Source organism: Bifidobacterium longum subsp. longum JCM 1217, from assembly GCF_000196555.1.
Taxonomy (GTDB): Bacteria; Actinomycetota; Actinomycetes; order Actinomycetales; family Bifidobacteriaceae; genus Bifidobacterium; species Bifidobacterium longum.
The window spans coordinates 1,960,098-1,984,560 of the sequence record NC_015067.1 but is presented as its reverse complement, the minus strand read 5'-3'; the positions used below and the strand labels follow the sequence as shown (position 1 = coordinate 1,984,560).

The window sequence follows — 24,463 nt, the reverse complement described above, 5'->3', positions numbered from 1 at the left end:
TCATGGCTAAGAACCTGAAGATTACCCTGCACCACGGCATCGTGAACCGTACCCCGGCTCAGCGCGCCACCGTCAAGACCCTCGGCCTCAACAAGATCGGTAAGACCGTTGTCCGCGAGGACACCCCGGCCAACCGTGGTCTGGTGAACGCCGTGCGTCACCTGGTCACCGTTGAGGAGGTTGACTGATTATGGCAGATAACGAAATCCTGCAGATGCACGACCTGAAGCCCGCCCCGGGTGCCAAGAAGGACCGCACCCGTGTGGGCCGCGGTGAAGGCTCCAAGGGTAAGACCTCCGGTCGTGGCGCCAAGGGCCAGACGAAGCGCAACCACGTGCGTCCGGGCTTTGAAGGCGGCCAGCTGCCGCTGTACATGCGCCTGCCGAAGCTCCGTGGCTTCAAGAACCCGTTCAAGGTCGAGTTCCAGGTCATCAACATCGCTCGTCTCGTGGAGCTCTTCCCCGAGGGCGGCGAGGTTGCTGTGGCCGACCTGATCGCCAAGGGCGCTGTTCGTGACAACGCTCCGGTGAAGGTTCTGGGCGACGGCGAGACCACCGTGGCTTTCACCCTCAAGGGTGTTAAGGCTTCGGCTTCCGCCAAGTCCAAGATCGAGGCCGCCGGCGGTTCCGTTTCCGAGGACTGATTAGTCCTACGGGGAGCGCAATAGGCTGTACAACCCCCGCCCGCCAATAGGTGGACGGGGGTTCCCTTTTCTAAAAAATTGTTGTTCTGAGTGCAGAGAAGCAGTCTCAACACAATGATCGTTTTGAGTATGCTTCCCCCGTTCAGTACGACGGAGCATAATTCAGGTAACATTCGCGAGACATGAAGTGGCCGAAGTAGGCACTTTAGACTATGCTCGTTCGTTAGTTTGTGTATTTCGCGCGATTGGCGCGCTATTGGGAGGAAATCTAGGTGAGGACACTAATCCAGGCCCTGAAAACCAAAGAGTTGAGGAAGAAGATTCTCTTCGTCCTGTTCATCATCATCGTCTACCGCATCGGTTCGTTCATTCCGACCCCTGGCGTGGACTACAACGTGGTGAACAAGTGCATGGCCACCATCGGCAGCGCCTCCCAGGAGAACTTCATCGGACTGGTGAACCTCTTCTCGGGTGGCGCCATGCTCCAGCTGTCTATCTTCGCGCTGGGCGTCATGCCGTACATCACCGCGTCCATCGTGGTGCAGCTGCTGCGCGTGGTCATCCCCCGCTTCGAGGCCCTGCACAAGGAGGGCCAGTCCGGCGAGGCCAAGCTCACCCAGTACACCCGTTACCTGACCATCGGCCTGGCCGTGCTCCAGTCCACCACCATCCTGGTCACCGCCCGCTCCGGCGCCCTGTTCAATTACCAGTGCGACCAGGTCATCCCGGACGGTTCCGTGTTCAACCTCGTGGTCATGGTCCTCATCATGACCGGCGGCACCGGCCTGATCATGTGGATGGCCGAGCTCGTGACCGACAAGGGCATCGGCCAGGGCATGTCCATCTTGATCTTCATGTCCATCTGCTCCGGCTTCCTGCCGCAGCTGTGGGAGATCGGCTACGGCACCGACGGCACCGATGGCGACTGGCTGAAGTTCGGCATCGTCGTGGGCGTGCTCGTGGTCATCCTCATCTTCGTCGACTTCGTCGAACTGTGCCAGCGCCGCGTGCCGGTCCAGTACACGCGCCGCATGATCGGCCGTAAGATGTACGGCGGCTCCTCCACCTACTTGCCGCTGAAGATCAACATGTCCGGCGTCATCCCGCCGATCTTCGCCTCCTCGATCCTCGCCATCCCGACCCTGATCGCCCAGTTCGGCAAGTCCGACCAGTCGTGGGTCAAGTGGATCAACGCCAACCTGGCGAACACCACATCCGTGTGGTACATCGCCCTGTACGCGCTGATGATCGTGTTCTTCTGCTTCTTCTACACCTCGATCACGTTCAACCCGGACGAGACCGCGGACAACATGAAGCAGTACGGCGGCTTCATCCCCGGCATCCGCGCCGGCAACGCCACCAGCCGCTACCTGACCTACGTGATGAACCGACTCAACACCGTCGGCGCCGTCTACCTGCTGTTCGTGGCCCTGATCCCGACCGTGCTGATCATGGCCCTCGGCCTCAACGCCAAGCTGCCGTTCGGTGGCACCACGATCCTGATTATCGCGGGCGTGGGCCTCGACACCCTGCGCCAGGCCAAGGCCCAGACCGAACAGTTCCAGTACACCGGCTTCCTGTTCGAAAACGTGGACCACAAAGAGGGCTGACGCCCGCTTGACAGCGGCCGCCCGCAATGGGCAGGCGGCCGCGCGAGGAGTGGAACAGTCCAGTGGACTGTTCCACGACGGAGCAATCTTTCTTCCGCATATAACTCAATGGCTCCCTTAACCAAGGGAGCCAAAACCGTATTAATAACCGACATAAAAGGAGACCACCATGCGTCTGCTCATCATGGGCCCCCAGGGCGTGGGCAAGGGCACCCAGGCTGCTCTGCTCGCCGAACACTTCAACATCCCCACCATCTCCACCGGCGACATCTTCCGCTACAACATCAAGAACAAGACCGAACTCGGCCTTGAGGCGATGAGCTACACCGACAAGGGCGAGCTGGTTCCGGACTCCCTGACCAACAAGATCGTCAAGGATCGTCTGGCCAAGGAAGACTGCAAGAACGGCTGGATCCTCGACGGCTACCCGCGTAACGCCGCCCAGGTCATCGCTCTCGACGAGATGCTCGCCGACCTTGACACTCCGCTCGACCACGTGGTGGCCCTCGAAGCCGCCCGCGACGTGCTGCTGGAGCGTATGAAGAAGCGCGCCGCCGAGCAGGGCCGCGCTGACGACACTCCGGAGGCCATCGCCAAGCGCCTGGAGACCTATGAGAAGGAAACCGCTCCGCTGCTCGACATCTACGAGGCCCGTGGCCTGCTCGTCGTGGTCAACGGCGTCGGCGACATCGACGAGATCAGCGGCCGTATCATCAGCCACCTCGAGTAGTAGGTTCGGCAGCCCGGGCAACAAGCCGGAGTGATGCCGAAATACCACATCAACGTTTCCATACCCCTGTGCGACACGCCGAGTGTTCGTACAGGGGTATGTGCGTATATAGTTGACAGTTGGTGTGTCTTCGGATATGCCATAGTAATCATCCAACGGAATAGGACTAGAGGCACATGGCAAAAGACGGTGTGATTGAAGTCGAAGGACAGGTCGTGGAAGCACTGCCTAACGCGATGTTCCGCGTTGAACTCGAAAACAAGCACATCGTGCTCGCCACGATTTCCGGCAAAATGCGTAAGAACTACATTCGTATTCTGCCGCAGGATCGTGTCGTGCTCGAAATGAGCCCTTACGACCTGAACCGCGGACGCATTACGTACCGTTACAAGTAAAGGTACACAAGAAAAGGATAACCATGAAGGTCAGCCCTAGCGTGAAGAGGATCTGCGAAAACTGCCGCGTGATCCGCCGTCACGGCCGCGTCATGGTGATCTGCGTCAACCCGCGCCACAAGCAGCGTCAGGGCTGAGAGCAGATTCTCCAGCGGCACTAAGTAAATAAGGCACTCTCTCACAGTGCTTCCCGCAAGGGAACGACACTGAACCACGGGTACGTAGGCCCGTGCCGGGTAACCGGGCGAGCGGGTGCAAGACCTACGGCAACAAGAAGGAATCGCAATGGCACGTCTTGCCGGAGTCGACATCCCCAATGAGAAGCGCATCGAGATCGCCCTCACCTACATTTTCGGTGTGGGTCGCACTCGTGCCAAGGAAACGCTTGCCGCGACCGGTATTAGTCCGGACATCCGCGTCAAGGATCTCACCGACGAGCAGCTGATTACGCTGCGTGACTACCTCGAAGCCAACTACAAGATCGAGGGTGACCTGCGTCGTGAAGTCGATGCAGATATTCGTCGCAAGATTCAGATCAACTGCTACCAAGGCCAGCGTCACCGTAAGGGACTTCCTGTGCGCGGCCAGCGCACCAAGACCAATGCTCGTACCCGCAAGGGCCCGAAGCGCACGGTCGCCGGAAAGAAGAAGGCCACCAAGTAGTCGGTGGCATGATTCGGGCCACGGGATGATTTTCATCCCATCGCCCGAACGTCAACAACAAAGTTCGTTACTAGGAAACGAGGGTCAATGGCAGCGCCTAAGCAAGCCGCTCGTAAGCCCCGTCGTCGCGACCGCAAGTCGGTCCCGGTCGGCCAGGCTCACATCAAGTCCACTTTCAACAACACGATCATTTCGATCACCGATCCGTCCGGCGCCGTGGTGTCCTGGGCGTCCGGTGGCGATGTCGGCTTCAAGGGCTCCCGTAAGTCCACGCCGTACGCCGCTGGTATGGCTGCCGAGTCCGCCGCCCGCAAGGCGATGGAACACGGCGTCAAGAAGGTCGACGTGTTCGTCAAGGGCCCGGGTTCCGGTCGTGAAACCGCCATCCGTTCCCTGCAGTCTGCGGGCCTCGAGGTTGGTTCCATCACCGACGTCACCCCGCAAGCCCACAACGGCGTTCGTCCTCCGAAGCGTCGTCGCGTCTGAGCACTCAGCAATACCAAATCCATCCAAAACCGCCTGACCGGTGAGTGCACCACCGAGTTCAAGCTGAAAGGATAACCACAGTGCTTATTGCACAGCGTCCGACTCTTACCGAGGAATCTCTGAATCCGCAGCGCTCCCGCTTCACCATCGAGCCGCTCGAGCCTGGCTTCGGCTACACGCTCGGCAACTCGCTGCGTCGCACGCTGCTGAGCTCCATCCCGGGTGCTGCCGTGACCTCCGTGCGTATTTCCGGTGCCCTGCATGAGTTCACCACTCTGCCGGGTGTCCAGGAAGACGTCACCGAGATCCTGCTGAACATCAAGGGCATCGTGCTCACCAGCGAATACGACGAGCCTGTGGTCATGTATCTGCGCAAGAGCGGCAAGGGCGAAGCCGTGGCTGGGGACATCACCCCGCCGGCCGGCGTCACCATTGCCAACCCGGAGCAGCACATCGCTACCCTCGCCGACGATGGCGAACTCGAGATCGAGTTCACTGTCGAGCGTGGCCGTGGCTATGTTCCTGCCCAGATGAACAAGCAGGACAACGATGAGATCGGCCGTATTCCGGTTGATTCCATCTACTCCCCGGTACTCAAGGTGAGCTACAAGGTCGAGGCCACCCGTGTGGAACAGCGCACGGACTTCGACAAGCTCATCCTGGACGTGGAGACCAAGCCCGCCATCTCCCCGCGTGACGCGGTGGCTTCCGCCGGTTCCACCTTGGTGGAGCTCTTCGGCCTGTGCCGTGAGCTCAACGCCCAGGCTGAAGGCGTCGAGGTCGGTCCGGCCCCGGTGGCCGAGGAGACCAACCCCGAGATGGCCGTTCCGATTGAGGACCTCAACCTGACGCAGCGTTCTTACAACTGCCTCAAGCGCGAGGGCATCCACACCATCGGTGAGCTTGTCTCCCACACCGAGCAGGACCTGCTCGACATCCGCAATTTCGGTATGAAGTCAATCGATGAGGTCAAGGAGAAGCTGCAGACCTTGGGCCTGAGCCTCAAGTCCTCGCCGATGGCCTTCGATACCAATAATCTCGAAGGTGGCACGTTCTTCTCGCCGGAAGACGAGTGATCTGCCTCTTTGACCAATCGTTCGTTCACTAGGCAAGCAGATGTTCGGGCATATGCCCACCTGCTTGCCTGAAGAACGGACATATAAGGAGTAAACCCAATGCCTACACCTAAGAAGGGCCCGCGTCTGGCTTCCAGCCCCGCACACGAGCGCCTCATGCTGGCAAACATGGCGACCAGCCTGTTCCAGAACGGCCGCATCACCACCACGCTGCCGAAGGCCAAGCGCCTTCGTCCGCTGGCAGAGCGCCTGATCACCTTCGCCAAGCGTGGTGATCTGCACTCCCGCCGTCGCGTGATGCGCGTCATCCGCAACAAGTCCGTGGTGCACATCCTGTTCACCCAGATTGCCGAGCAGATGGAGCAGCGTGAAGGTGGCTACACCCGTATCGTCAAGATCGCTCCGCGCGTTGGCGATGCCGCTCCGGCCGCTGTAATCGAGCTCGTCACCGAGCCGGTTGCCAAGAAGGCTGTTGTGAAGGAAGCTGAAGCCGCCGCCAAGGTTGCCGAAGAAGAAGCTCCGGCCGTTGAGGCTGAGGCCACTGAGGCTGCTGAGGCTGTTGAGGCTCCGGTCGAGGAGACCGCCGCCGCTGAGGCTGAGGCTCCCGCTGAGGAAGCCGCTGACGCCGAGAAGGCCGAGTGAGCTGAATAGCGTTTCGCTAAGCTAGCTGAAAGGGCTGGAATCCGTTTGGGTTCCAGCCCTTTTGCGTTGTTTTCATAGAATCTACAACGTACGTACGGCCCGAATGGCCTCGGCTCTTGCGGCCAGCTGATCATCGGCGGGATATGCGATATGCTCCAAAGTCAGGCCCTGCGGCGCAATCGGCCCGCTTGAGCCTTCACGTACTGGCTCGGCCATTTTGCCGGCAAACCACTCCAGTGATTTGCGTCCCGAACCAACTTTGATGCATGAGCCGACCAGGGAGCGCACCATATTGCGGGCAAAGGCGTCCGCCACAATCGTGAACACTACCAGGCCGGACTCCAGCGACGGAGTCCGATATGCTTCATGCGATGCCATCTCATCCGGTACTAGGGGAGTGATCGGCACCCGCCGCCAATAGGCGGTCTTGACTTCACGGATCGTAGTGCCTCCCGGATTCGGAGTGGCGAAGGAACCAAAATCGTGCAGGCCGATGGTCAATGAGGCTGCGCGGTTCATAAGCTCCAGATCCAGCGCTTCATCCACGGTAAGTACGCATCCACGCAGGCGCGGGTCGACCTCAGACGAACGATCGGCGACCCGATACACATAAGTGCGCTCCAATGCGGAGAACCTGGCATCGAAGCCGACCGGAGCTACGGCAATGCCATGAATGACGATGTCCGAAGGCAGCACAGCCTTGAGTCTGCGAGTCAGCGCCTCGGTGACCGGAATGGTCATGTGACCTACGCAGCGATTCAGTACCTCATCGGATACATCCAGATGCGCCACTTGGTGGGAGGCGTGCACACCGGTGTCGGTGCGTCCAGCCACCGTCAAGCGTAACGGTTCGGCCGCGTCATCGGCCGGCACCCGCAGCACCTTGTGCAGCGCATCTTCAATGGTGCCTTGCACCGTACGAAGATTGGGCTGTTTGGCCCAGCCATAGAATCCGCCGCCGTCGTAGGCCAAGTCAATGCGCAGTCGTGTCATAGCCATTCATTGTAACGAGTGCGGTCGGCGAGACGAGTGCGGTCGTCAAGATGCGTGCGGTCGGCAAGATGCGTGTGGTCGGCGAGATGAGTGCGGTCGTCAAGATGCACGCGGCCGGCGAAGTGACCTGCCTGTAACATTCTCGCGCGTTTGTTGAAACGGGTCCGCCTTAGGTTGAAACCATCAAACCCGGTTACGGCTTGCGGCGTCAGCGTGCGCTCAAAACGCCTAACCGCTTGAAGCCACAGAAGCCGCCACAGCAAGGAGCAGGCACGATGATCGAATCCGCAGCACGCAGACTGGCCCATGAACTGGTAAACCGTCGCGAAGCGATCAATCGAGAGCTGTCCCGCAACGGTGTGCGTTTCGGCATCTACAAGAACGGCGAATACCATGACCGGCTGTTCCCGTACGACCCTGTGCCGCGCATTATCGAATCCGACGAATACGACGAATTGGAGAAGGGCTTGAAGCAGCGCGTCAACGCCCTGAACGCCTATCTGAAGGACATCTACTCCGACAAGGCCATCATCCATGACGGCGTGGTGCCGGAGGAATACGTATACACCTCGGCCGGCTACTTCCCGCAGGTCAACGGCGTGACCCCTCCCGGCGGCATTTTTGCTCACATCGCCGGCGAGGACCTGGTCCAAGGCGAGGACGGACGATGGTGGGTGCTGGAAGACAACCTGCGTATTCCCTCGGGTGCCAGCTACCCGCTGTTCGTGCGCGACATCGAGCGCCGCATCTCCCCGCGCCTGTTCCGCGACGTTCGTATTCGCGATAATCGCGAATACCCGCGCCTGTTGCGCAAAGCCATGGACTTTGTCTCCACCGAGGGCATCGCCGTGGTACTGACTCCCGGCCGCTACAATTCCGCGTTCTTCGAGCACGCCTATCTGGCGGAGAAAACCGGTGCGGCGTTGGCCTTCCCCGAGGACCTCGAAGTGGTGGACAACAAGGTCTACTTCCTCGACTACGCCGGCAAACGCCACCGTGTGGGCGTGGTCTACCGCCGCCTGTCCGACGAATTCCTCGACCCGTTCGCCTTCAATCCTGATTCGGTGATCGGTGTGCCCGGTATCCTGTCCGCCTACCGCGCGGGCAACGTGGCCATCGTCAACGCGCCGGGCAACGGCGCGGCCGATGACAAGGCCATCTACTACTTCGTGCCGCAGATGATCAAGTACTATCTCGGCGAGGAACCGATTCTCAACAACGCGCCCACGTACATGCCGATGTTCGAGGCCGACCGCAAGGAAGTCCTGAATCGGATGGGCGAGCTGGTCATCAAGGATGTGGCCGAAGCCGGCGGTTACGGCGTGGTGTTTGGTTCGTCGCTGGATGCCGCCGCACGTGAGGAGCTCGCCAACCGGATCAAGGAGGAGCCGCGTCGATTCATTGCCCAAGAGGTGATTCAGTTCCGTGATATCGATGTGGTGGACCCGAAGACCGGCGAGATGTCGCCGCGCAAGTGCGATTTGCGTGCCTTCGTGGTCACCGGCAAGAATACGCACGTGTGGTATTCGGGCTTGACTCGATACTCGTCGGTGCCCGGCCAGATGATTGTCAACTCGTCGCAGGGTGGCGGATTTAAGGATACGTGGGTGTTGGCACCCGAATCCGGCGTGGAGCACGAGTACGGTGCCGAAACGCAGGTGGCGAACCTGCTGAGCCAGTCCCGCCACCATTCGTTGTCGCTGGTTACCGCTTCCAAGGCAGACAACCTGTATTGGCTGGGTCGATACACCGAGCGCGCCTTCACCACGCTGAACCAGTTCTTCCCGTTCTACGATCGTGTGATGGACACCGATGTGGACGCCTTCCGTCCGTTCGCTCACGCACTCGACCTGCCCGAAGATTTCGAGGACTTCGACGGGTTCGTGAACAGCTTCCTGTACGACGGGTCCAATCCTGATTCGGTGCGGTCGGCCGTAACTTCCGCATTCAACAACGCCGTGATTCTGCGCCCGGAATTGAGCTCGCGTCTGCTGCAGTACGTGGAGTTGGCGATGACCAATATCACCGATGCCGCCAAATACGCGGCCGATGCCGAGGACATCTACAAGCAGCGCGATATTACCGATGACATGCTCGCTTTCTGGGGCGGCATCGAGAATTCGCCGGTCGACCCCACGCTGAAGGCGTTCATCTTCATCGGCAAATATCTGGAACGCATCGACCTGTACACGCGCTTCGGCCTGACGATGGAGGATCTGGAAGCGCCGCTCAAGAAGCTCGCCGCCTATTCGATGACCTTGGACGGCATGCCGCTGCCCAGCTGCTTCGCCGACGGACTGAGCTGGCTGGTCGGTCAGCTGCCGTCTCGCGGATATCAGGAAGTCGCCGACCTGCTGAAGAAGTACCTTGACGACTACTCCGGCCGTGTCAGCGCGCTGGCCATCAAAGACATGGGCTCACTGAGCTCCATGAACATGGACGCCAAGCGTCCCTGATCCCGACCTGACACCCTGACGGGTTCAAATGCTATGGTGGTATGGCGAAAAAACCGTGCGCCCGAGTGCCGGCCTGTGCATATCAGCAGATTGCCGGAATATATGCGTGGGCTGTGAGCGCACGGACCATACCTCAGCCATGGCTGTAGTGTCGTTATCCCGAGAATATGCCGGTTGCCGGCTCGTGTGCAAGTGCAGGAGACGTTGTGAAAAAACTCGTGTTCGACTATGAGATGAGGCTGTCCTTCAGCGCACCGGTCACCGATCACAGGTTCCAGCTTCGCTGTATTCCCTCCACTGGCCCTCGCCAACAGGTGATTGACGTGGAAGTGAAGATTCAGCCCGAAACCGAACTCGAAACCACCATCGACTCCTTTGACTCCGTGGTGATGACCGGATTCATCCCTGAGCCGCACGACATATTCAGCTACTCGGTGACCGGTATCGCCTTCGTGGACAATGCGCATATCCATAAGGAAGCCTATAAACCGCTGTACCGATTCAATTCAGCGCTCACCATTCCCGGCCCGAACGTGGAGGCGATGATTGCCGTATGCCGCGAACGCTTGGCGGCGCTGCCTTCCGACGCCACTCCGGTGCAGCAGGCTGCCGAAGTGATGGATGAGGTCTACAAGGCGTTTGTGTATACGCCCGGTTCCACCACGATTCGCACCACCGCCGAACAGGCCTTGGCTCAGCGCAAGGGCGTATGCCAGGATTATGCGCACGTGATGCTGTCCGTGTGCCGGCATGTGGGATTGACCGCGCGCTACATTGCCGGTTTGCTTGGGGGAGAGGGCGCGACCCATGCTTGGGTCGAGGTGTATCAGGATGGCCGATGGGTCGGACTGGATCCCACGCATAACCGATTGGTGGACGACAGCTACATCACCATCGCCCACGGCCGCGATTACCGCGACTGCATGCTCGACATCGGCATCTTCTCTGGATACAACGTCCAGCAGTCCCAATGGGTCAACGCCTCCGTCCACGAACAGGTGGCATAAATAAAATTCCAAGCCCCCTCTGATGAGCTGAGCCGTGAAGAAAACGCCGGAGGCGTTTTTAGGCGAAGGCGAACGACAGTGAGCAAATAAAATGGCAGCTGGAAAGCTGTCCTTAATTGCGTTCGAGCTGTCAGCCGTAAGGCTGACCGAGGGAGAGACCACTCAATGCAGAGTGGCCCCGTCACCGCTTCTACCACCACCAATATTCGGATTTTCGTCGTTGCAACATTCGGATTTTGGTAGTTGATCAATTCGGACTGTTAATCGGCTCATCGTCTGACCCATTGCAATCTCACACAAAATCGCATTATCCCACGCCGAATCGAGCTCAGCGAAACTCCGATTTGCCAGGTCGGCAGAATGTGGCATAATGAACAAGTTGCCATTTTGGCAGCATGGATAAGTGTCCGAGCGGTCTAAGGAGCACGCCTCGAAAGCGTGTGAGGTGAAAGCCTCCGCGAGTTCGAATCTCGCCTTATCCGCCTTTAGGGTTCCGGGTTTGTCCCGGAACCCTTTTTGTTTTTGATACGAACGTCCGTATTCGCTCCTGTGCTGTATCGTATACGGCGTGTCGGGTGGAAAATAGCGAAAAGGATAACGTTGTACTCAGCGGGACTTGCGTACTAAGTACAACCATCGTATTATCGATATCAACAGAAGTACAAGGTTGTATTAAATATCCAGAACGCACATTCACCGCTGATTGGCGATGCCGCAAAACAGGTGAACCAAGAAGATGGGCCGATTGCTTTTGGTATTTAGCACAACGTTGTCTTGCGGTATTGAAGACAACGATTAAAGGAGAGCACATGTCCGAGCATTCGCACGACAATAAACCGGGGGAGCTGGAGGAATCTCGACTCGTCGTCGATAATGACTTTGAAGTAGCTCCGGTCAACGACAGACTGTTCGGGTCGTTCGTGGAGCATCTGGGTCGCTGCGTATACGACGGCATCTATGAGCCGGGCCACCCCGAAGCCGATGAAGACGGTTTCCGCAAGGACGTCATCGAACTGGTCAAGGAACTCGGCGCTACCACGATTCGCTATCCTGGCGGCAATTTCGTTTCCGGCTATCGCTGGGAGGATGGCGTTGGTCCTCGTGATGAGCGGCCGCGTCGCCTGGACTTGGCATGGCATTCCACCGAGACCAATCAGTTTGGTCTGCACGAAATGGCGAAATGGCTGGAAAAAACCGGCGGCAACGAGCTGATGGAAGCCGTAAATCTGGGTACCCGTGGTCTTGAAGAGGCCCTCGACCTGTTGGAATACGCGAATATTCCCGGCGGCACCAAGCTCTCCGAGGAGCGTCGCGCCAATGGTGCCGATCAGCCGTTCGGCATCAAGATGTGGTGCTTGGGCAATGAGATGGATGGCCCGTGGCAGACCGGTCACAAGTCCGCCGAGGATTACGGCACCTTGGCGGCCTCGGTGGCGGCAGGTATGCGCGCCATCGATCCGAACGTTGAACTGGTGGTCTGTGGTTCATCCAGCCACGTGATGGACACCTTCGGCAAGTGGGAAGAAACCGTACTTGAGAAGACGTTTGACAACGTCAACTTCGTCTCCTGCCATGCGTACTACCATCCGGAACTTCAGCCTGATGGCACCCGTGACATGAAGAGCTTCCTTGCCTCGGGCGTCGATATGGACGGTTTCATCAACGATGTCGCCGCCGCCATCGATGCAACCAAGGCCCGGCTGAAGAGCAAGCACGACGTGTTCATCTCGTTCGATGAATGGAATGTCTGGTATCTCAACGAAGAGCCGAGCAAGAATCCGGAAGGCATCGGCAATTGGCCGGTTGCCCCGCGCCTGCTCGAGGATGTGTACAGCGCCGCCGACGCCGTGGTGTTCGGTGATTTGATGATTACCCTGCTCAAGAACGCCGACCGCGTGCACGCCGCCAGCCTGGCCCAGTTGGTCAACGTAATTGCGCCGATTATGACCGAACCGGGCGGCCCGGCGTGGCGTCAGACCACGTTCTATCCGTTCTCGCTGACCGCAAAGCTCGCCAAGGGCGGCACGGTGCTTGAACCGAAACTGGCTTCCGGAACGTATGAAACCGACAAATACGGTGAAGTGCCGACGATCAATTCCGTAGCCGTGCGTGGTGAGGACGGTACGATCAGCGTGTTTGTGGTCAATCGCTCCATGGAAGCGGCCAATGACTTTGCCATCAAGCTGCCGGAAGGATTCGCACTTTCCGCGGTCGAGGCGCAAACCCTGCACGAGGATGATCTGCTGGCAAAAAACACGCTGGAAGACCAGAACCGAGTCGTTCTGCACCCCAACACCACCATCACGTCCGACGCCGATACCGGCACTGTGCGTGTGACCTTGCCGCCGGTCTCCTGGACCGCCGTGCACGTGAAGTGATTCGAGTGACGGTGGCGCATGACAGGGCGCAGTCTCTTATGGTTGCTGTGCCCTGTACAACCACCAAGCAATACCCAAACAATCATCAACATGCCCGGATTGCAGAAAGAGAGGTTCGGATTCGCCACTAATGTAATGTGGCATACCAGTCAAAGGAAGACAATGCCGTCATTCACATCGACTGGAACAATTCGATACCCAACAAAGGAATAAGGAGAAAAGACGGGTATGTAAAAAGCTAGGTTGAAAGCCGGCGGTCAGAAAGTCCCTTGTTCGGATGGCGTGCGTGCGTTTCTTCAACCAGAAAGTTTAACCTCTACGTTCGATCGTCCTGCAGTATTGTCAGAAGGATATTTGCCTAATGGTGCATGGGGTCCAACGGAGGAAAGCTCCTTGGCTGAATTCTGAGGTTGAGGGGTAGATGATTCCGATATGAGGAGGAGATGCTCGACCCGACTGTGACTTACCATAATAAGAACATAATGACGCTGTTGAAGGTGTGTCATGTAATAAGCAGAAATGGATTCGAACAATGGGAAACCGCGTAACTATCAAGGACGTGGCGCGTGAGGCGAACGTCTCCATCAAGACGGTTTCCAATGTGCTGAATGACACTGGCAGTATGAGACCGGATACACGTCGCCGTGTGGAAGAGGTGATGCGTAAGCTTGGATATACCGTCAATATTTCGGCGCGTGCAATGCGATCTGGCGGCACAAAGCTTATTGGACTCAACATCTTCGATTTCTCGCAGCCGTTCGTTCCTTTTTTCACTGACAAGGTCATTGAATACGCAAAAGAACGCCATTACGGTGTAGTCATCAACACATATGGTTCCGACGGTGAAGGGTTGGTTGCCAGCGTTGACGAGTTCTATCGTTTAGGGACGGAAGGATGGATTCTGTTCGTAATGTCGCCGCTCGCGGATGAAGGGGCCGTTCTGGAGCAGCCATATCCGATTGTAACGACCGGAGACCATCTGGCCTACGGGAAAAGCGATTGGATCACCATGCCCAACATTGAATCCATCTCCACGGTTGTAGGAAGATTTTTGGATGAAGGTGCCCAAACGGTTGCTCTGATGGGTGTTCTTCCTGAACTGGTGGATGAGGCAGTGCTGCGTCGTCAGACGGAAGGGACCCAGGCGTTACGCGCCCAAGGATATGTGAAGGCATTTGAAGAGCGCGGATTATCGGTAAATTGGCGGTATGTGATTCCGGCAGAAAGCATGAATCAGCGTGAAGGTATGCGCGTGACAAAAGCTATGCTAGACAAGCTCCCATGCCCGGATGTTGTAGTGTGTCTCAATGATGCCATTGCTTTAGGCGCAATTCATGAATTGCAACGATGTGGTTTGCATGTACCTGACGATGTACAAGTGGTCGGCTTCGATAACGTGCCGGAAGCCGAGTACTCGGTGCCGGCGCTGACCACCATCGATCCTCATATCGATGATTATGCCAAGCATGCCGTTGACATGCTTATCGACCGCATCGAAGGATACTCAGGCCCGGCCCGTACGTACACCACCGATTTCACATTGGTGGAACGTGCCTCAACTCGACTTGCCCACTAGCATCCAACAAGTTCGCATCGGCTTCGTGAGGAGTGTGTGTCTACTCGAACAATTCGGCGTCAGTCGCTGGGTAGCCAAGTTGGAACGCGGTGTAGGCGTGCTTGGCGGCCAGTGCGGCGAGGATGAGCAGCATATCGCTCTCGGTGGAAGATTTCGATTCGGTCACGGCCTTGATCTGCGCGCGGGCGCAGTCCATTTCGATGGCGGCGGCGGTCGGTACGGTTTGGCCACTTGCCTTGTCGGCGATGGTGGTGGGGTTGGCCAGTAGTTGGTCGATGGCATAGACCTTTTGGCGGGGGTCGCTTTGGCCGGAAGAACTGGATTGTGCGCCGGAATCATCAAAATTGCCGTTCGCCAGCGCAACCAACTGCTGCCCGGCGGTCTTATGCATATCACTCAACGCCAACGTAGCCCCAGCGGTCTGTCCTCGTGCGGCCAAGACCTCGATAGCGAATCCGGCGCGATCCTCGGCCACGGCCATCGCATCCAATACCGATCGGTCAACGTTGGCGGACGTGACGCCATCAAGACGCGCCGGCGTCACCTCAGGCGCGGACTGCCCGAATTTATCGGCCAGAAAAGCCATCCATTGCTTGGTCTGCGCGTCACGTAACGTTCCCTCGGCAAAACGACCCGAACAATACCCGGCAACGTCAATCCAAGCCAGGGGGGCGGCCAGACCGGTGGCATACTGCTCTAATAACGGTGTGCCTTCAGCCGGATGGGTGGCGTAGTTCGCCAACGTCATCGCTTTCTCGCAAGGGGTCATTTGAGCTTCCGCCTCGGCCCGTCCGGCCAGTCGCGGCATCGAACACGCCGAAAGCGAACACAGCATCGCGCTCGCGCATAGTACGGATGCCAAGCGCCGGGTAAACCGTCCTGAAGAGAAGCGTGTCTGCATGGAAACATACACTAATAGCTAACTGTGACTACTCATAGGCCATGCGCCACATAACTTCATAGGAGGTACGGATCGATGGAACTGGACCTGACAGGAATACACAAGCTCGCCGCCGAGCAAGGAATCGACCCCGAAACCCTGGATGATGCGCTGGCAGAGGCCCTGCGCCTCGCCTACCTCAAGACCCCGCACGCCGCCAAGCACGCGCGCGTGGAGCTTGACGAACGTTCCGGCAACTTCACCGTGTGGGCCGCCGACGAAATTCCGGTCGAACCCACCGAAGACAACCCTTACCCCGTTCCCAAGCTGGGCGAGGAATACGATGACACCCCGCGTGACTTCGGCCGTCTCGCCGCAGCCACCGCACGCCAGGTCATCACCCAGCTGTTCCGCCGCGCCGAAGATGAGAAGGTATTCGGTGCGTTCTCCGGCCAGAAGGGCAAGCTCATCACCGGCATCATCCAGCAGGATGCTTCCGACCCCTCCAACGTGCATGTCGCGATGGGCGATGTCGAAGCCATTCTGCCTCGCCGTGAGCAGGTGCCCGGCGAACGTTACCGCCACGGCGAACGCATCCGCGTGTACGTGGTGAACGTGGCCCGTGGCATCAAGGGCCCGGAAATCGTGGTGTCCCGCTCCCACCCGGAGCTGGTCCGCAAGCTGTTCGAGCGCGAAGTGCCGGAACTGGTCTCCGGTGCCGTGTCCATCATGGCCATCGCTCGTGAGGCCGGCGCCCGCACCAAGATCGCGGTCAAGGCCAACACCGATGGCGTGAACCCGAAGGGCGCGCTGATCGGCCCCGGCGGCGCTCGCGTGCGTGCCGTTATGGAGAACCTTGGCCCGGAGAAGATCGACATCGTCGACTACTCCGACGATCCGGCCAAGTTCGTGGCAGCCGCGCTGTCCCCGGCTGTGGCCACCGGCGTGCAGGTGATCAGCGAGAAGAACAAGACCGCCATCGCCTTCATCCACGACGACCAGCTGTCCTTGGCCATCGGCAAGGAAGGCCAGAACGCACGACTGGCAGCCAAGCTGACCGGCTGGAAGATCGGCATCGAATCCGCCGAGGCCCATGCCAAGAAAGTCGCCGCCGAAAAGGCCGCCCAGGCTGCGGCCGAGGCTGCTGCTCCGGAAGCCGAATAGGCCGCCGGGCTCGAAGGCGAATGATCTTCAGGGCGCATTATTTCCTGATACGAGCCGCGTCAGCAATGGCGCGGCTCGCTGCGTCTACGCTATCCAGCGCTATGAGTATGCTTGATTGGCGTATGTGGGCTGGCGCAGTGTGCGCGAAATCGCCCACACCAGAGACGAGGTAACACGATCATGGTCGCACGATGAGACAGGGTAGGCTTGCCGTCATCACCAACTGACCACGCCCATGCACGCGCGTGGTCACAGAATAGGAGTAATTAGTGGCGAAACCACGCGTATACGAACTGGCTAAGGTTTTGAATGTCGATAGCAAAACCGTGCTTGAGAAGCTTAAGGACATGGGAGAATTCGTCAAGTCCGCTTCTTCTACGATTGAACCGCCGGTAGCCCGGCGTCTGAAGGCAGAGTTCGCCAAGGACAACGCCAAGGGCGATTCCAAGCCCGTGCAGCAGCGCCGCCCGGCCGCACCTTCGGCCCCGGCTTCCACTTCATCTTCCGCACCGACTCCGGCCGCTCCCGCACGTCAGGCATCGCCTGCCTCGGCACATCAGCAGGCTCCGACTCCGGGTGCACCGACACCGCGTCCGCAGGGCGGCGCACGCCCCGGCATGCCGACCCCCGGCCGCCACGGTCAGAACGACAACCGTGAGAATGGTCGCGATAATCGCGAAGGCCGTGAGAACGGTCGTCAGAGTCGCCCGAACGATCGCCGTAACAACGATCGTCGTAACAACCAGGGCCGTCCGAACAATGGCCAGCCGGTTCAGCATCAGAACAACCGCGGCAATGCTTCGGCTCCGCGCCCGCACGCTCAGGGCGGCGCCGGTGCCAATGGCGGCAATGCCGCTTCAAATGCGATTCCGCGCCCGCACGCTCAGGGCCCGCGCCCGGGCAACAACCCGTTCTCCCGCAAGCAGGGTATGCACACCCCGACGCCGGGTGATATTCCGCGTCCGCATCCGATGGCTCGTCCGACTGCTGATAACGGTCGTGGCGGTCGTCCGGGCCGTCCCGGCCAAGGCCAGGGGCAGGGCCGCGGCTTCCGTGGCGGTCGTCCGGGCCAAGGTGGTCAGGGCGGTCCGCGTCCCGGCCAGTGGGGCCACAACCGTCCGGGTCAGGGCGGCGGCTCCCAGGGTGCCGGTCAGGGCGGCGCACGCGGCGGCTTCCGTGGGGGCCAAGGCGGCGGCAATAACTTCCAGGGCGGCGGTGCACCGAGCAACGGTCCCGCACGTGGCGGCGGTCGCGGCGGTCGCGGCGGTGCCGCAGGCGCATTCGGACGTCAGGGCGGCAAGTCTTCAAAGGCCCGTAAGAACCGTCTGGCAAAGCGCCATGAGTATGAGGAGCTGAAAGCACCGACCATCGGCGGCGTTCGCATCCCCAACGGCAACGGCCAGACCATCCGTCTGCGTCAGGGCGCGTCCCTGGCCGATCTTGCGGAGAAGATCAACGTCAACCAGGCCGCGCTGGTCACCGTGCTCTTCCACCTGGGTCAGATGGCTACCGCCACCCAGTCCTTGGATGAGGAGACCTTCCAGATTCTGGGCGAAGAGATCGGCTGGAACATCCAGCTCGTCTCCGCAGAAGAGGAAGACAAGGAACTGCTCCAGCAGTTCGACATCAACCTTGACGAGGAAGAACTGCAGGATGACGAGGATCTCAAGCCTCGCCCGCCGGTCGTTACCGTCATGGGCCACGTCGACCACGGTAAGACACGACTGCTGGATACCATCCGCAAGACCAACGTCATCGCACGTGAGGCCGGCGGCATTACCCAGCGCATCGGTGCCTACCAGGTCACCGTGAACCTTGAAGGCGAACCGCGCAAGATCACCTTCCTCGATACCCCTGGCCACGAGGCGTTCACCGCCATGCGTGCCCGTGGTGCCGAGCTCACTGACGTCGCGATCCTCGTGGTCGCCGCCGACGATGGTGTGATGCCCCAGACCGTTGAGGCCATCAACCACGCTCAGGCCGCCAAGGTGCCGATCGTCGTGGCCGTCAACAAGATCGATGTGCCCGGTGCCAACCCGGAGAAGGTCCGCGGCCAGCTCACCGAGTTCGGCTTGGTCCCTGAAGAGTATGGTGGCGACACCATGTTCGTCGACATCTCCGCCAAGCAGAACCTGCACGTCGACAAGCTGCTCGAAGCCGTGCTGCTCACGGCTGACGCTGAGCTGGACCTCCGCGCCAACCCCGACATGGACGCCCGTGGTGCCACCGTCGAAGCCCGACTCGACAAGGGTCGTGGTGCCGTGGCCACTGTGCTGGTTCAGCAGGGTACGCTCCACGTGGGCGATGCCATCGTGGCCGGCACTTCGTACGGCCGCGTGCGTGCCATGCTCGACGAGAACGGTCAGCCGATGGAAGCGGCCGGTCCGTCCACACCTGTTCAGGTGCTGGGCTTGACCTCCGTGCCCACCGCCGGTGACCTCTTCCTGGTCGCCTCCGATGATCGTGCCGCTCGCCAGATTGCCGAGAAGCGTCAGGCCACCGAGCGTGCCGCCCAGCTGGCCAAGCGTCGCAAGGTCGTCTCCCTCGAGGACTTCAAGAAGAAGTTCGCCGAGTCCGAGATCGACATGCTCAATATTGTCATCAAGGGCGATTCGTCCGGTTCTGTCGAGGCGCTCGAGGATTCCTTGATGAAGATCGAGGTATCCGACGAGGTCGGCATCCAGGTCATCCACCGCGGCGTCGGTGCGATCACCCAGAATGATGTCAACCTGGCCACGGTCGACAAGGCCGTTATCATCGGTTTCAACGTGCGTCCGAACCGTCAGGTCGCGGACCTCGCCGAGCGCGAGGGCGTGGAGATCAAGTACTACTCGGTCATCTACCGTGCGATCGAAGACATCGAGGCATCCCTCAAGGGCATGCTCAAGCCGGAATACGAAGAGGTCGTCACCTCTCACTCCGAGATCCGCGAGATCTTCCGCTCCTCCAAGTTCGGCAACATCGCCGGCGTTATGGTGCAGGACGGCGAGGTCAAGCGTGGTACGAAGTGCCGTATCCTGCGCAACGGCGTGGCCACGGTCAACGACCTCGAGATCTCCTCGCTGCGTCGCTTCAAGGACGACGTTCAGTCCGTCAAGGAAGGCTACGAGGCTGGTATCAACCTCGGCACCTTCAACGACATTGAACTCGGCGACATCATCGAGACCTTCGAGATGCGGGAAGTCGAGCGCAAGTAGTCATTGTTAAGCCCCCTCTGACGAGGGGGCTGTCAGCCGCAGACTGACTGGGGGAGAGACATGGTAGTTCCATGATTTTCTCTCCCCCAGCCTCACTGCGTTCGGCAGCCCCTCGTCAGAGGGGGCTCAAGTCTAGAAAAGGAAATTCCTATGGCAGGAACCAACCCGCGCGCCGCACGTATTGCGGCCTTGATTCAGCGTGTCGTCGCCTCCTCCATTGAGCGCGAACTGCATGACAAGCGACTCGCCAGCATCACCGTCACCGAAGTTCGTGTGACCAACGATTTGCAGATCGCCAAGGTCTACTGGACCCAGCTCGGCCACGAAGGCCACGAGGAAGGCGAACGCAAGCGCGCCCAGCAGGCACTCGATCAGGCCAAGGGCCACCTGCGTTCTCTGGTGGGCCACAAGGCTGGCCTGCGTCTGACTCCGCAGCTCCAATTCGTGTTCGATGAAGTGCCCGGCGAGGCTCACGAGATCGAAGACATTCTCGCCGTGGCCAAGAAGCGTGACGAAGAACTCGCCCGTGCTCGCGCCACCGCCCAGTACGCCGGCGACGCCGATCCGTACAAGCATGACGACGAGCCCAGCGACGACTTCGAAGACGACTCTGACGAGGAGTAGTGTGCTTCATACAACCCCCAGCGGTCTGCTCATCATCGACAAGCCGCAAGGCGTGACCAGTTTCGACGCCGTCGCCGCCGTGCGCGGCGCGTTGCACATCAAGAAGGTCGGTCACGCCGGCACCCTTGACCCCATGGCCACTGGCACGCTGGTCATCGCCTTCGGCCACGCCACACGACTGCTCAACGCCATCGTGGCGCATGACAAAACCTACGAGGCTACCATACGCCTCGGCCTGCGCACCACTACCGACGATGCCGAAGGCGAGGTGCTTGTCGATGACGAAGCCCGCTCCCGCTGGCAAACGCTATCAGCGCAGCTGACTGAGGGTGGCCAGAGCGGCGAACCAACGGCGTTACCAACTGCCTCATGGCAAGACCTGCTCACACGCACCATCGCCACCAATTTCACCGGCGATATCGAACAAGTCCCCAATACGTTCTCCGCCATCAAAATCAACGGCCAGCGTGCCTACGACTTGGCTCGCGAAGGCAAGGATGTGGAACTCAAACCCCGCCCGGTCACCATCAGCGAATTCACCGTGCTGGATATCCGCAGCGGATTCGTAGCAGGGGAGCAGGCCGCTGAACCATTGCGGGAAGACGCGAACACGGGAGCGATTCCCGCACTTGATGTTGACGTGCGGATCAGCTGTTCATCGGGCACCTATATCCGCGCGCTCGCCCGCGATCTCGGCAAAGAACTTGGCGTCGGCGGATACCTGACCCGTTTGCGCCGTACGCGAGTCGGCCGATTCGCGTTGCCGGACGATGCCAGCGGACTTATCGCTCCTGAGGCGATGCTTGACACGCGAACCCATACCGTCACCGCACATACCGATCAGAAGACGTTCACTAATCGGGAAGGGCAAACCGTCACGCGCAACAAGTGCGTATTGGACACTCCTGAAGGTCTTGCCGGTGACGAGCGCCGCAACTGGCTGCTTGACCATGCCCTTACCATGGAACAGGCCGCTCGAGGTGCGATGCCGGCGCTTGACATCACTCCTGAGGAGGCCAGCGAATTACGCTTCGGCCGCCGTATTGAGCGTACAATCAGCGAGCCCACTGCCGCCATTGTGCCGCAAACGCATGATGTGGCGGCGATTATCGAGCGTGCAAACGCTCATCAGGCCAAGCCGGTCACCGTATTCCCCCTCGCGTAAAGTAGACGCGGTGAAAAGTGCAGCTTGATACAGGCCGCGCACAACAACGTCTATATTGCATGAATAACATCGCACGGATAAAAGGAACAGCACACTGATGGATATCACGCACCTGACCCCTGACGCCGAAGGTTCGATTGAATGGCCCTCGTTCAGTAACGATAAGAAGGCCGTGGTGACATTGGGCGCATTTGATGGCATGCACTTGGGTCATCAGGCGGTGATCAAGCGTGTGGTGGAACTCGCGCACCAGCATGATGCTTTTTCCGTGGTGATTCTGTTTGATCCGCGCCCCGCATTCGTGCACGGCTGGGTCATCTCGCACCATGGCGAAGAACCCGCGGTGCAGAACGTGGATGCCGAAGCCTTGACCAGTGTGGATGATCGACTGCACCGCATGGAACAGTTCGGCGTGGACCACGTGCTGGTGGTGCACTACACGCTGGCCTTCGCAGCTATGTCATACATTTTCTTCCTTGGCCGACTCACCGGCAAGCTGGGTATGCGCACGTTGGTCCTTGGGCAGGATGCCGCCATGGGCAAGGGTCGAGAAGGTGATGTGAAGCATATCGCCAATCTTGCCGCCGCCACCGGTGTATTCGAACTTGATGTGGTCGATGACCGTGGCCCGGGTGAAGTGCGTATTCCGCGCGATTTCAAGCCGGAAGCCCCGAGCGAATGGGGAGAGCCCGTCGACCCGCTGGCCAATGCCACCAAGGCCGAGCGCCGCGCATGGAGCAAGAAGAACCAGGCCAAGGCAATGCGCGCATGGAGCTCCACCAATGTGCGCTACCTGCTGGCTCATGGCCGAATCCAGGACGCCAACGCCATTCTGGGTGCTCCGCACTCCATCGAGGGCGAAGTGGTGCACGGTGAGGAGCGTGGCCGCACCATCGGATTCCCCACCGCCAATCTTGGCTCCGACATTGCAGGCTACATTCCGGTCGACGGCGTCTATGCCGGTTGGCTGGTAGATGGTGAAAACCGTTGGCCCGCCGCCATCTCCATTGGCACCAAACCCACCTTCAGCGAGAAAACAGGGCTCAACGAACGTGTGGTGGAGGCCTACTGCATCACTGAAGAATGGATCGACCTGTACGACCACAAGGTTCGCGTCGAATTCGTCGGCTTCCTGCGCCCGCAGGTCAAGTTTGATGGCCCCGACCAACTCGTCGACGAACTCAAGCGCAACGTCGAGGAGACCAAGCGTCTTACCGCCTGAGGCATATCTCAGGGCTATTTACGCACTCCCAAGGCGTCTAATGCGTCGGACAATGTGTTGGACTCCACCAGCTGAAGTCCCTCGACATGCACCGGCTTGCGCAGTGGCGGAATGACCGCCGTGGTGAAGCCGAGGCGTGCGGCCTCGCGAAGGCGATATTCCATACGCGGTACCGGGCGCACCTGACCGGTCAGGGAAATCTCACCAATGGCGCACGTGGCTCGCGCAATGGGTTTTGACGTGGCGGCGCTCGCCAGTGCCGCCACTATCGCCAAGTCGGAACCGGGCTCCTTGGCCTGGCCCCCGGCAATAGTGGAGATATACAGGTCGTTGGACAGCAGGTTGAGCTTGCTGTGACGGTAGAGCACCGCGACCAGCATGGCGATACGGCTGGGGTCCACGCCATTGACCGCACGACGGGGTGTGGGCAGCACCGACGTGGTGACCAGAGCCTGTACTTCGATAGGCAGACTGCGATGCCCATCCAATGTGAACGTCACGCAGGTGCCTTCCACGGGTGCCGCGTTGGCCGCATCAGGGCCGTCTCCAGACAGGAACAATCCGGCGGGATCGGTGACCTCTTCGATGCCTTCACCGCTCATGTCGAAACAGCCGACTTCATCGGTCGGGCCAAAACGATTCTTCACCGCTCGCAGCATTCTCAGCGCAGTCTCGCTGTCGCCTTCGAATTGGCAGACCACATCGACCAGATGCTCCAATGTGCGCGGGCCTGCAATCGAACCATCCTTGGTCACATGACCAACCAGAAATACTGGAATGTCAAGTGTCTTAGCGGTATCTATCAGCGCGCTTGCCACTTCGCGCACCTGAGTCGAACCGCCGGAAATGCCATCGACCTCCTGCGAGACGATGGTCTGCGCCGAATCCACAATGGCCAAGGCCGGCTTGTTCTGTTCGATCAGCCCCAATACTGTGGACAGGTCGGTGGTGGAGGCCAGTAACAAGTTCGGCTCCACCGCATTGATGCGGGAAGCGCGCAAACGAACCTGCGCCTGTGATTCCTCGCCGGAAATGTACAGCACGGTGTTGGCGTGTGTTGATGATGCGTTGCCCCGCATCGGCACCGTGTTCGATGCGTTGCCCTGCGCCCGGCCCGACTGTTGGGCAGACCGCTGACCTGCCCCTCGGAACGTACTGTCTCCCGCCACAACGCGCGCGATATTGCCGGCCGTCTGCAACAGCAATGTCGACTTGCCGATACCCGGTTCGCCCGCTATCAGCGTTACTGAACCCGGCACCACGCCACCGCCGAGCACACGGTCGAATTCGGAAAACCCGGTACCGAGCCGCTCGACGCTTTCCGTGCCCACTTCGGTAATCGGACGGGCTGCAGATCTGGCGTTGTTGGCAACCGTAACCGACTGCGTGCGTGATGTTCGGCCGGGAGCGGCCGTGCGAGAGCCTGCCGCCGGCCGAGCCTCGTGAAATTCCTCGACCGTGCCCCACTGACCACACTCGGGGCAACGGCCGTACCACTTCGGCCCGTTCCAACCGCATTCGGAACATACATACTGCACACTTGATTTCGCCATGGT

23 protein-coding genes and 1 tRNA gene are annotated in these 24,463 nt (G+C 59.6%); 20 read left to right on the top strand and 4 right to left on the bottom strand.

Annotated elements, in window-relative coordinates:
• Positions 1–2 precede the first annotated feature (2 nt).
• The 10 genes from rpmD to rplQ all read left to right on the top strand — a co-directional run bounded on the left by rpmD (position 3) and on the right by rplQ (position 6,245).
• Positions 3–188 carry a 50S ribosomal protein L30 gene (gene rpmD, locus BLLJ_RS08575; RefSeq protein WP_007053043.1) on the top strand — a complete coding sequence of 62 codons (186 nt, stop codon included), beginning with the start codon at positions 3–5 and terminating at the stop codon, positions 186–188.
• 2 nt (positions 189–190) lie between these two features.
• Positions 191–643, top strand: coding sequence for a 50S ribosomal protein L15 (gene rplO / locus BLLJ_RS08570; protein WP_008783622.1), 453 nt, complete (start codon positions 191–193; stop codon positions 641–643).
• Between the two features lie 272 nt (positions 644–915).
• Entirely contained in the window at positions 916–2,253 is a 1,338-nt protein-coding gene (gene secY, locus BLLJ_RS08565) for a preprotein translocase subunit SecY (RefSeq protein ID WP_008783621.1), read from the top strand.
• Between the two features lie 169 nt (positions 2,254–2,422).
• Positions 2,423–2,983 carry an adenylate kinase gene (locus BLLJ_RS08560; RefSeq protein ID WP_013582926.1) on the top strand — a complete coding sequence of 187 codons (561 nt, stop codon included), beginning with the start codon at positions 2,423–2,425 and terminating at the stop codon, positions 2,981–2,983.
• Between the two features lie 176 nt (positions 2,984–3,159).
• Complete coding sequence (gene infA, locus BLLJ_RS08555) at positions 3,160–3,378, top strand: translation initiation factor IF-1 (RefSeq protein ID WP_003808114.1); 219 nt, start codon at positions 3,160–3,162, stop codon at positions 3,376–3,378.
• Positions 3,379–3,401: 23 nt separating this feature from the next.
• Positions 3,402–3,515, top strand: a complete 114-nt coding sequence (rpmJ, locus tag BLLJ_RS08550; RefSeq protein ID WP_003808136.1) for a 50S ribosomal protein L36 — start codon at positions 3,402–3,404, stop codon at positions 3,513–3,515.
• 148 nt (positions 3,516–3,663) lie between these two features.
• Positions 3,664–4,041, top strand: coding sequence for a 30S ribosomal protein S13 (gene rpsM / locus BLLJ_RS08545; protein WP_007053047.1), 378 nt, complete (start codon positions 3,664–3,666; stop codon positions 4,039–4,041).
• An 87-nt stretch (positions 4,042–4,128) separates the two neighbouring features.
• Positions 4,129–4,527, top strand: coding sequence for a 30S ribosomal protein S11 (rpsK, locus tag BLLJ_RS08540; RefSeq protein WP_003829907.1), 399 nt, complete (start codon positions 4,129–4,131; stop codon positions 4,525–4,527).
• An 80-nt stretch (positions 4,528–4,607) separates the two neighbouring features.
• A complete protein-coding gene (locus BLLJ_RS08535) occupies positions 4,608–5,603 on the top strand; it encodes a DNA-directed RNA polymerase subunit alpha (RefSeq protein WP_007053048.1) in 996 nt (331 codons plus the stop codon).
• A gap of 99 nt (positions 5,604–5,702) precedes the next feature.
• Positions 5,703–6,245: a 50S ribosomal protein L17 gene (gene rplQ, locus BLLJ_RS08530; RefSeq protein WP_007053049.1), complete on the top strand. Its 543-nt coding sequence runs from the start codon at positions 5,703–5,705 to the stop codon at positions 6,243–6,245.
• An 81-nt stretch (positions 6,246–6,326) separates the two neighbouring features.
• Here the strand turns inward: rplQ and truA are convergent, their stop codons facing one another.
• Positions 6,327–7,238 carry a tRNA pseudouridine(38-40) synthase TruA gene (gene truA / locus BLLJ_RS08525; protein WP_013582925.1) on the bottom strand — a complete coding sequence of 304 codons (912 nt, stop codon included), beginning with the start codon at positions 7,236–7,238 and terminating at the stop codon, positions 6,327–6,329.
• Positions 7,235–7,378, bottom strand: a complete 144-nt coding sequence (locus BLLJ_RS11465) for a hypothetical protein (RefSeq protein WP_230473335.1) — start codon at positions 7,376–7,378, stop codon at positions 7,235–7,237. Before BLLJ_RS11465 ends, truA begins: the two co-directional genes overlap by 4 nt.
• 135 nt (positions 7,379–7,513) lie before the next feature.
• On the opposite strand from BLLJ_RS11465, the gene BLLJ_RS08520 reads away from it, so the two are divergent.
• From BLLJ_RS08520 to BLLJ_RS08500, 5 genes are all read left to right on the top strand, one after another.
• Positions 7,514–9,694, top strand: a complete 2,181-nt coding sequence (locus tag BLLJ_RS08520) for a circularly permuted type 2 ATP-grasp protein (RefSeq protein WP_013582924.1) — start codon at positions 7,514–7,516, stop codon at positions 9,692–9,694.
• 206 nt (positions 9,695–9,900) lie between these two features.
• Complete coding sequence (locus tag BLLJ_RS08515; RefSeq protein WP_007055304.1) at positions 9,901–10,701, top strand: transglutaminase family protein; 801 nt, start codon at positions 9,901–9,903, stop codon at positions 10,699–10,701.
• Between the two features lie 397 nt (positions 10,702–11,098).
• Positions 11,099–11,183 (top strand) — tRNA-Ser (locus BLLJ_RS08510).
• 327 nt (positions 11,184–11,510) lie between these two features.
• Entirely contained in the window at positions 11,511–13,079 is a 1,569-nt protein-coding gene (gene arfA, locus BLLJ_RS08505) for an arabinosylfuranosidase ArfA (RefSeq protein WP_008783615.1), read from the top strand.
• Between the two features lie 532 nt (positions 13,080–13,611).
• A complete protein-coding gene (locus BLLJ_RS08500; RefSeq protein WP_013582923.1) occupies positions 13,612–14,655 on the top strand; it encodes a LacI family DNA-binding transcriptional regulator in 1,044 nt (347 codons plus the stop codon).
• Between the two features lie 40 nt (positions 14,656–14,695).
• Here BLLJ_RS08500 and BLLJ_RS08495 read toward each other — a convergent pair whose 3' ends face one another.
• Positions 14,696–15,424: a hypothetical protein gene (locus BLLJ_RS08495; RefSeq protein ID WP_013582922.1), complete on the bottom strand. Its 729-nt coding sequence runs from the start codon at positions 15,422–15,424 to the stop codon at positions 14,696–14,698.
• Between the two features lie 207 nt (positions 15,425–15,631).
• Between BLLJ_RS08495 and nusA the strand changes: the two genes are divergently transcribed.
• From nusA to ribF, 5 genes are all read left to right on the top strand, one after another.
• On the top strand, positions 15,632–16,699 hold the full coding sequence (gene nusA / locus BLLJ_RS08490; RefSeq protein WP_007053813.1) for a transcription termination factor NusA: 1,068 nt from the start codon (positions 15,632–15,634) through the stop codon (positions 16,697–16,699).
• A 269-nt stretch (positions 16,700–16,968) separates the two neighbouring features.
• Positions 16,969–19,896, top strand: coding sequence for a translation initiation factor IF-2 (gene infB, locus BLLJ_RS08485; RefSeq protein ID WP_007055370.1), 2,928 nt, complete (start codon positions 16,969–16,971; stop codon positions 19,894–19,896).
• A 150-nt stretch (positions 19,897–20,046) separates the two neighbouring features.
• Entirely contained in the window at positions 20,047–20,520 is a 474-nt protein-coding gene (gene rbfA, locus BLLJ_RS08480) for a 30S ribosome-binding factor RbfA (protein ID WP_007052308.1), read from the top strand.
• Between the two features lies 1 nt (position 20,521).
• Positions 20,522–21,685, top strand: coding sequence for a tRNA pseudouridine synthase B (locus BLLJ_RS08475; protein WP_007055328.1), 1,164 nt, complete (start codon positions 20,522–20,524; stop codon positions 21,683–21,685).
• 97 nt (positions 21,686–21,782) lie between these two features.
• On the top strand, positions 21,783–22,907 hold the full coding sequence (gene ribF / locus BLLJ_RS08470) for a bifunctional riboflavin kinase/FMN adenylyltransferase (protein WP_007055364.1): 1,125 nt from the start codon (positions 21,783–21,785) through the stop codon (positions 22,905–22,907).
• Positions 22,908–22,921: 14 nt separating this feature from the next.
• Here the strand turns inward: ribF and BLLJ_RS08465 are convergent, their stop codons facing one another.
• Positions 22,922–24,460, bottom strand: coding sequence for a DNA repair protein RadA (locus BLLJ_RS08465; protein WP_007055359.1), 1,539 nt, complete (start codon positions 24,458–24,460; stop codon positions 22,922–22,924).
• Positions 24,461–24,463: the final 3 nt, after the last annotated feature.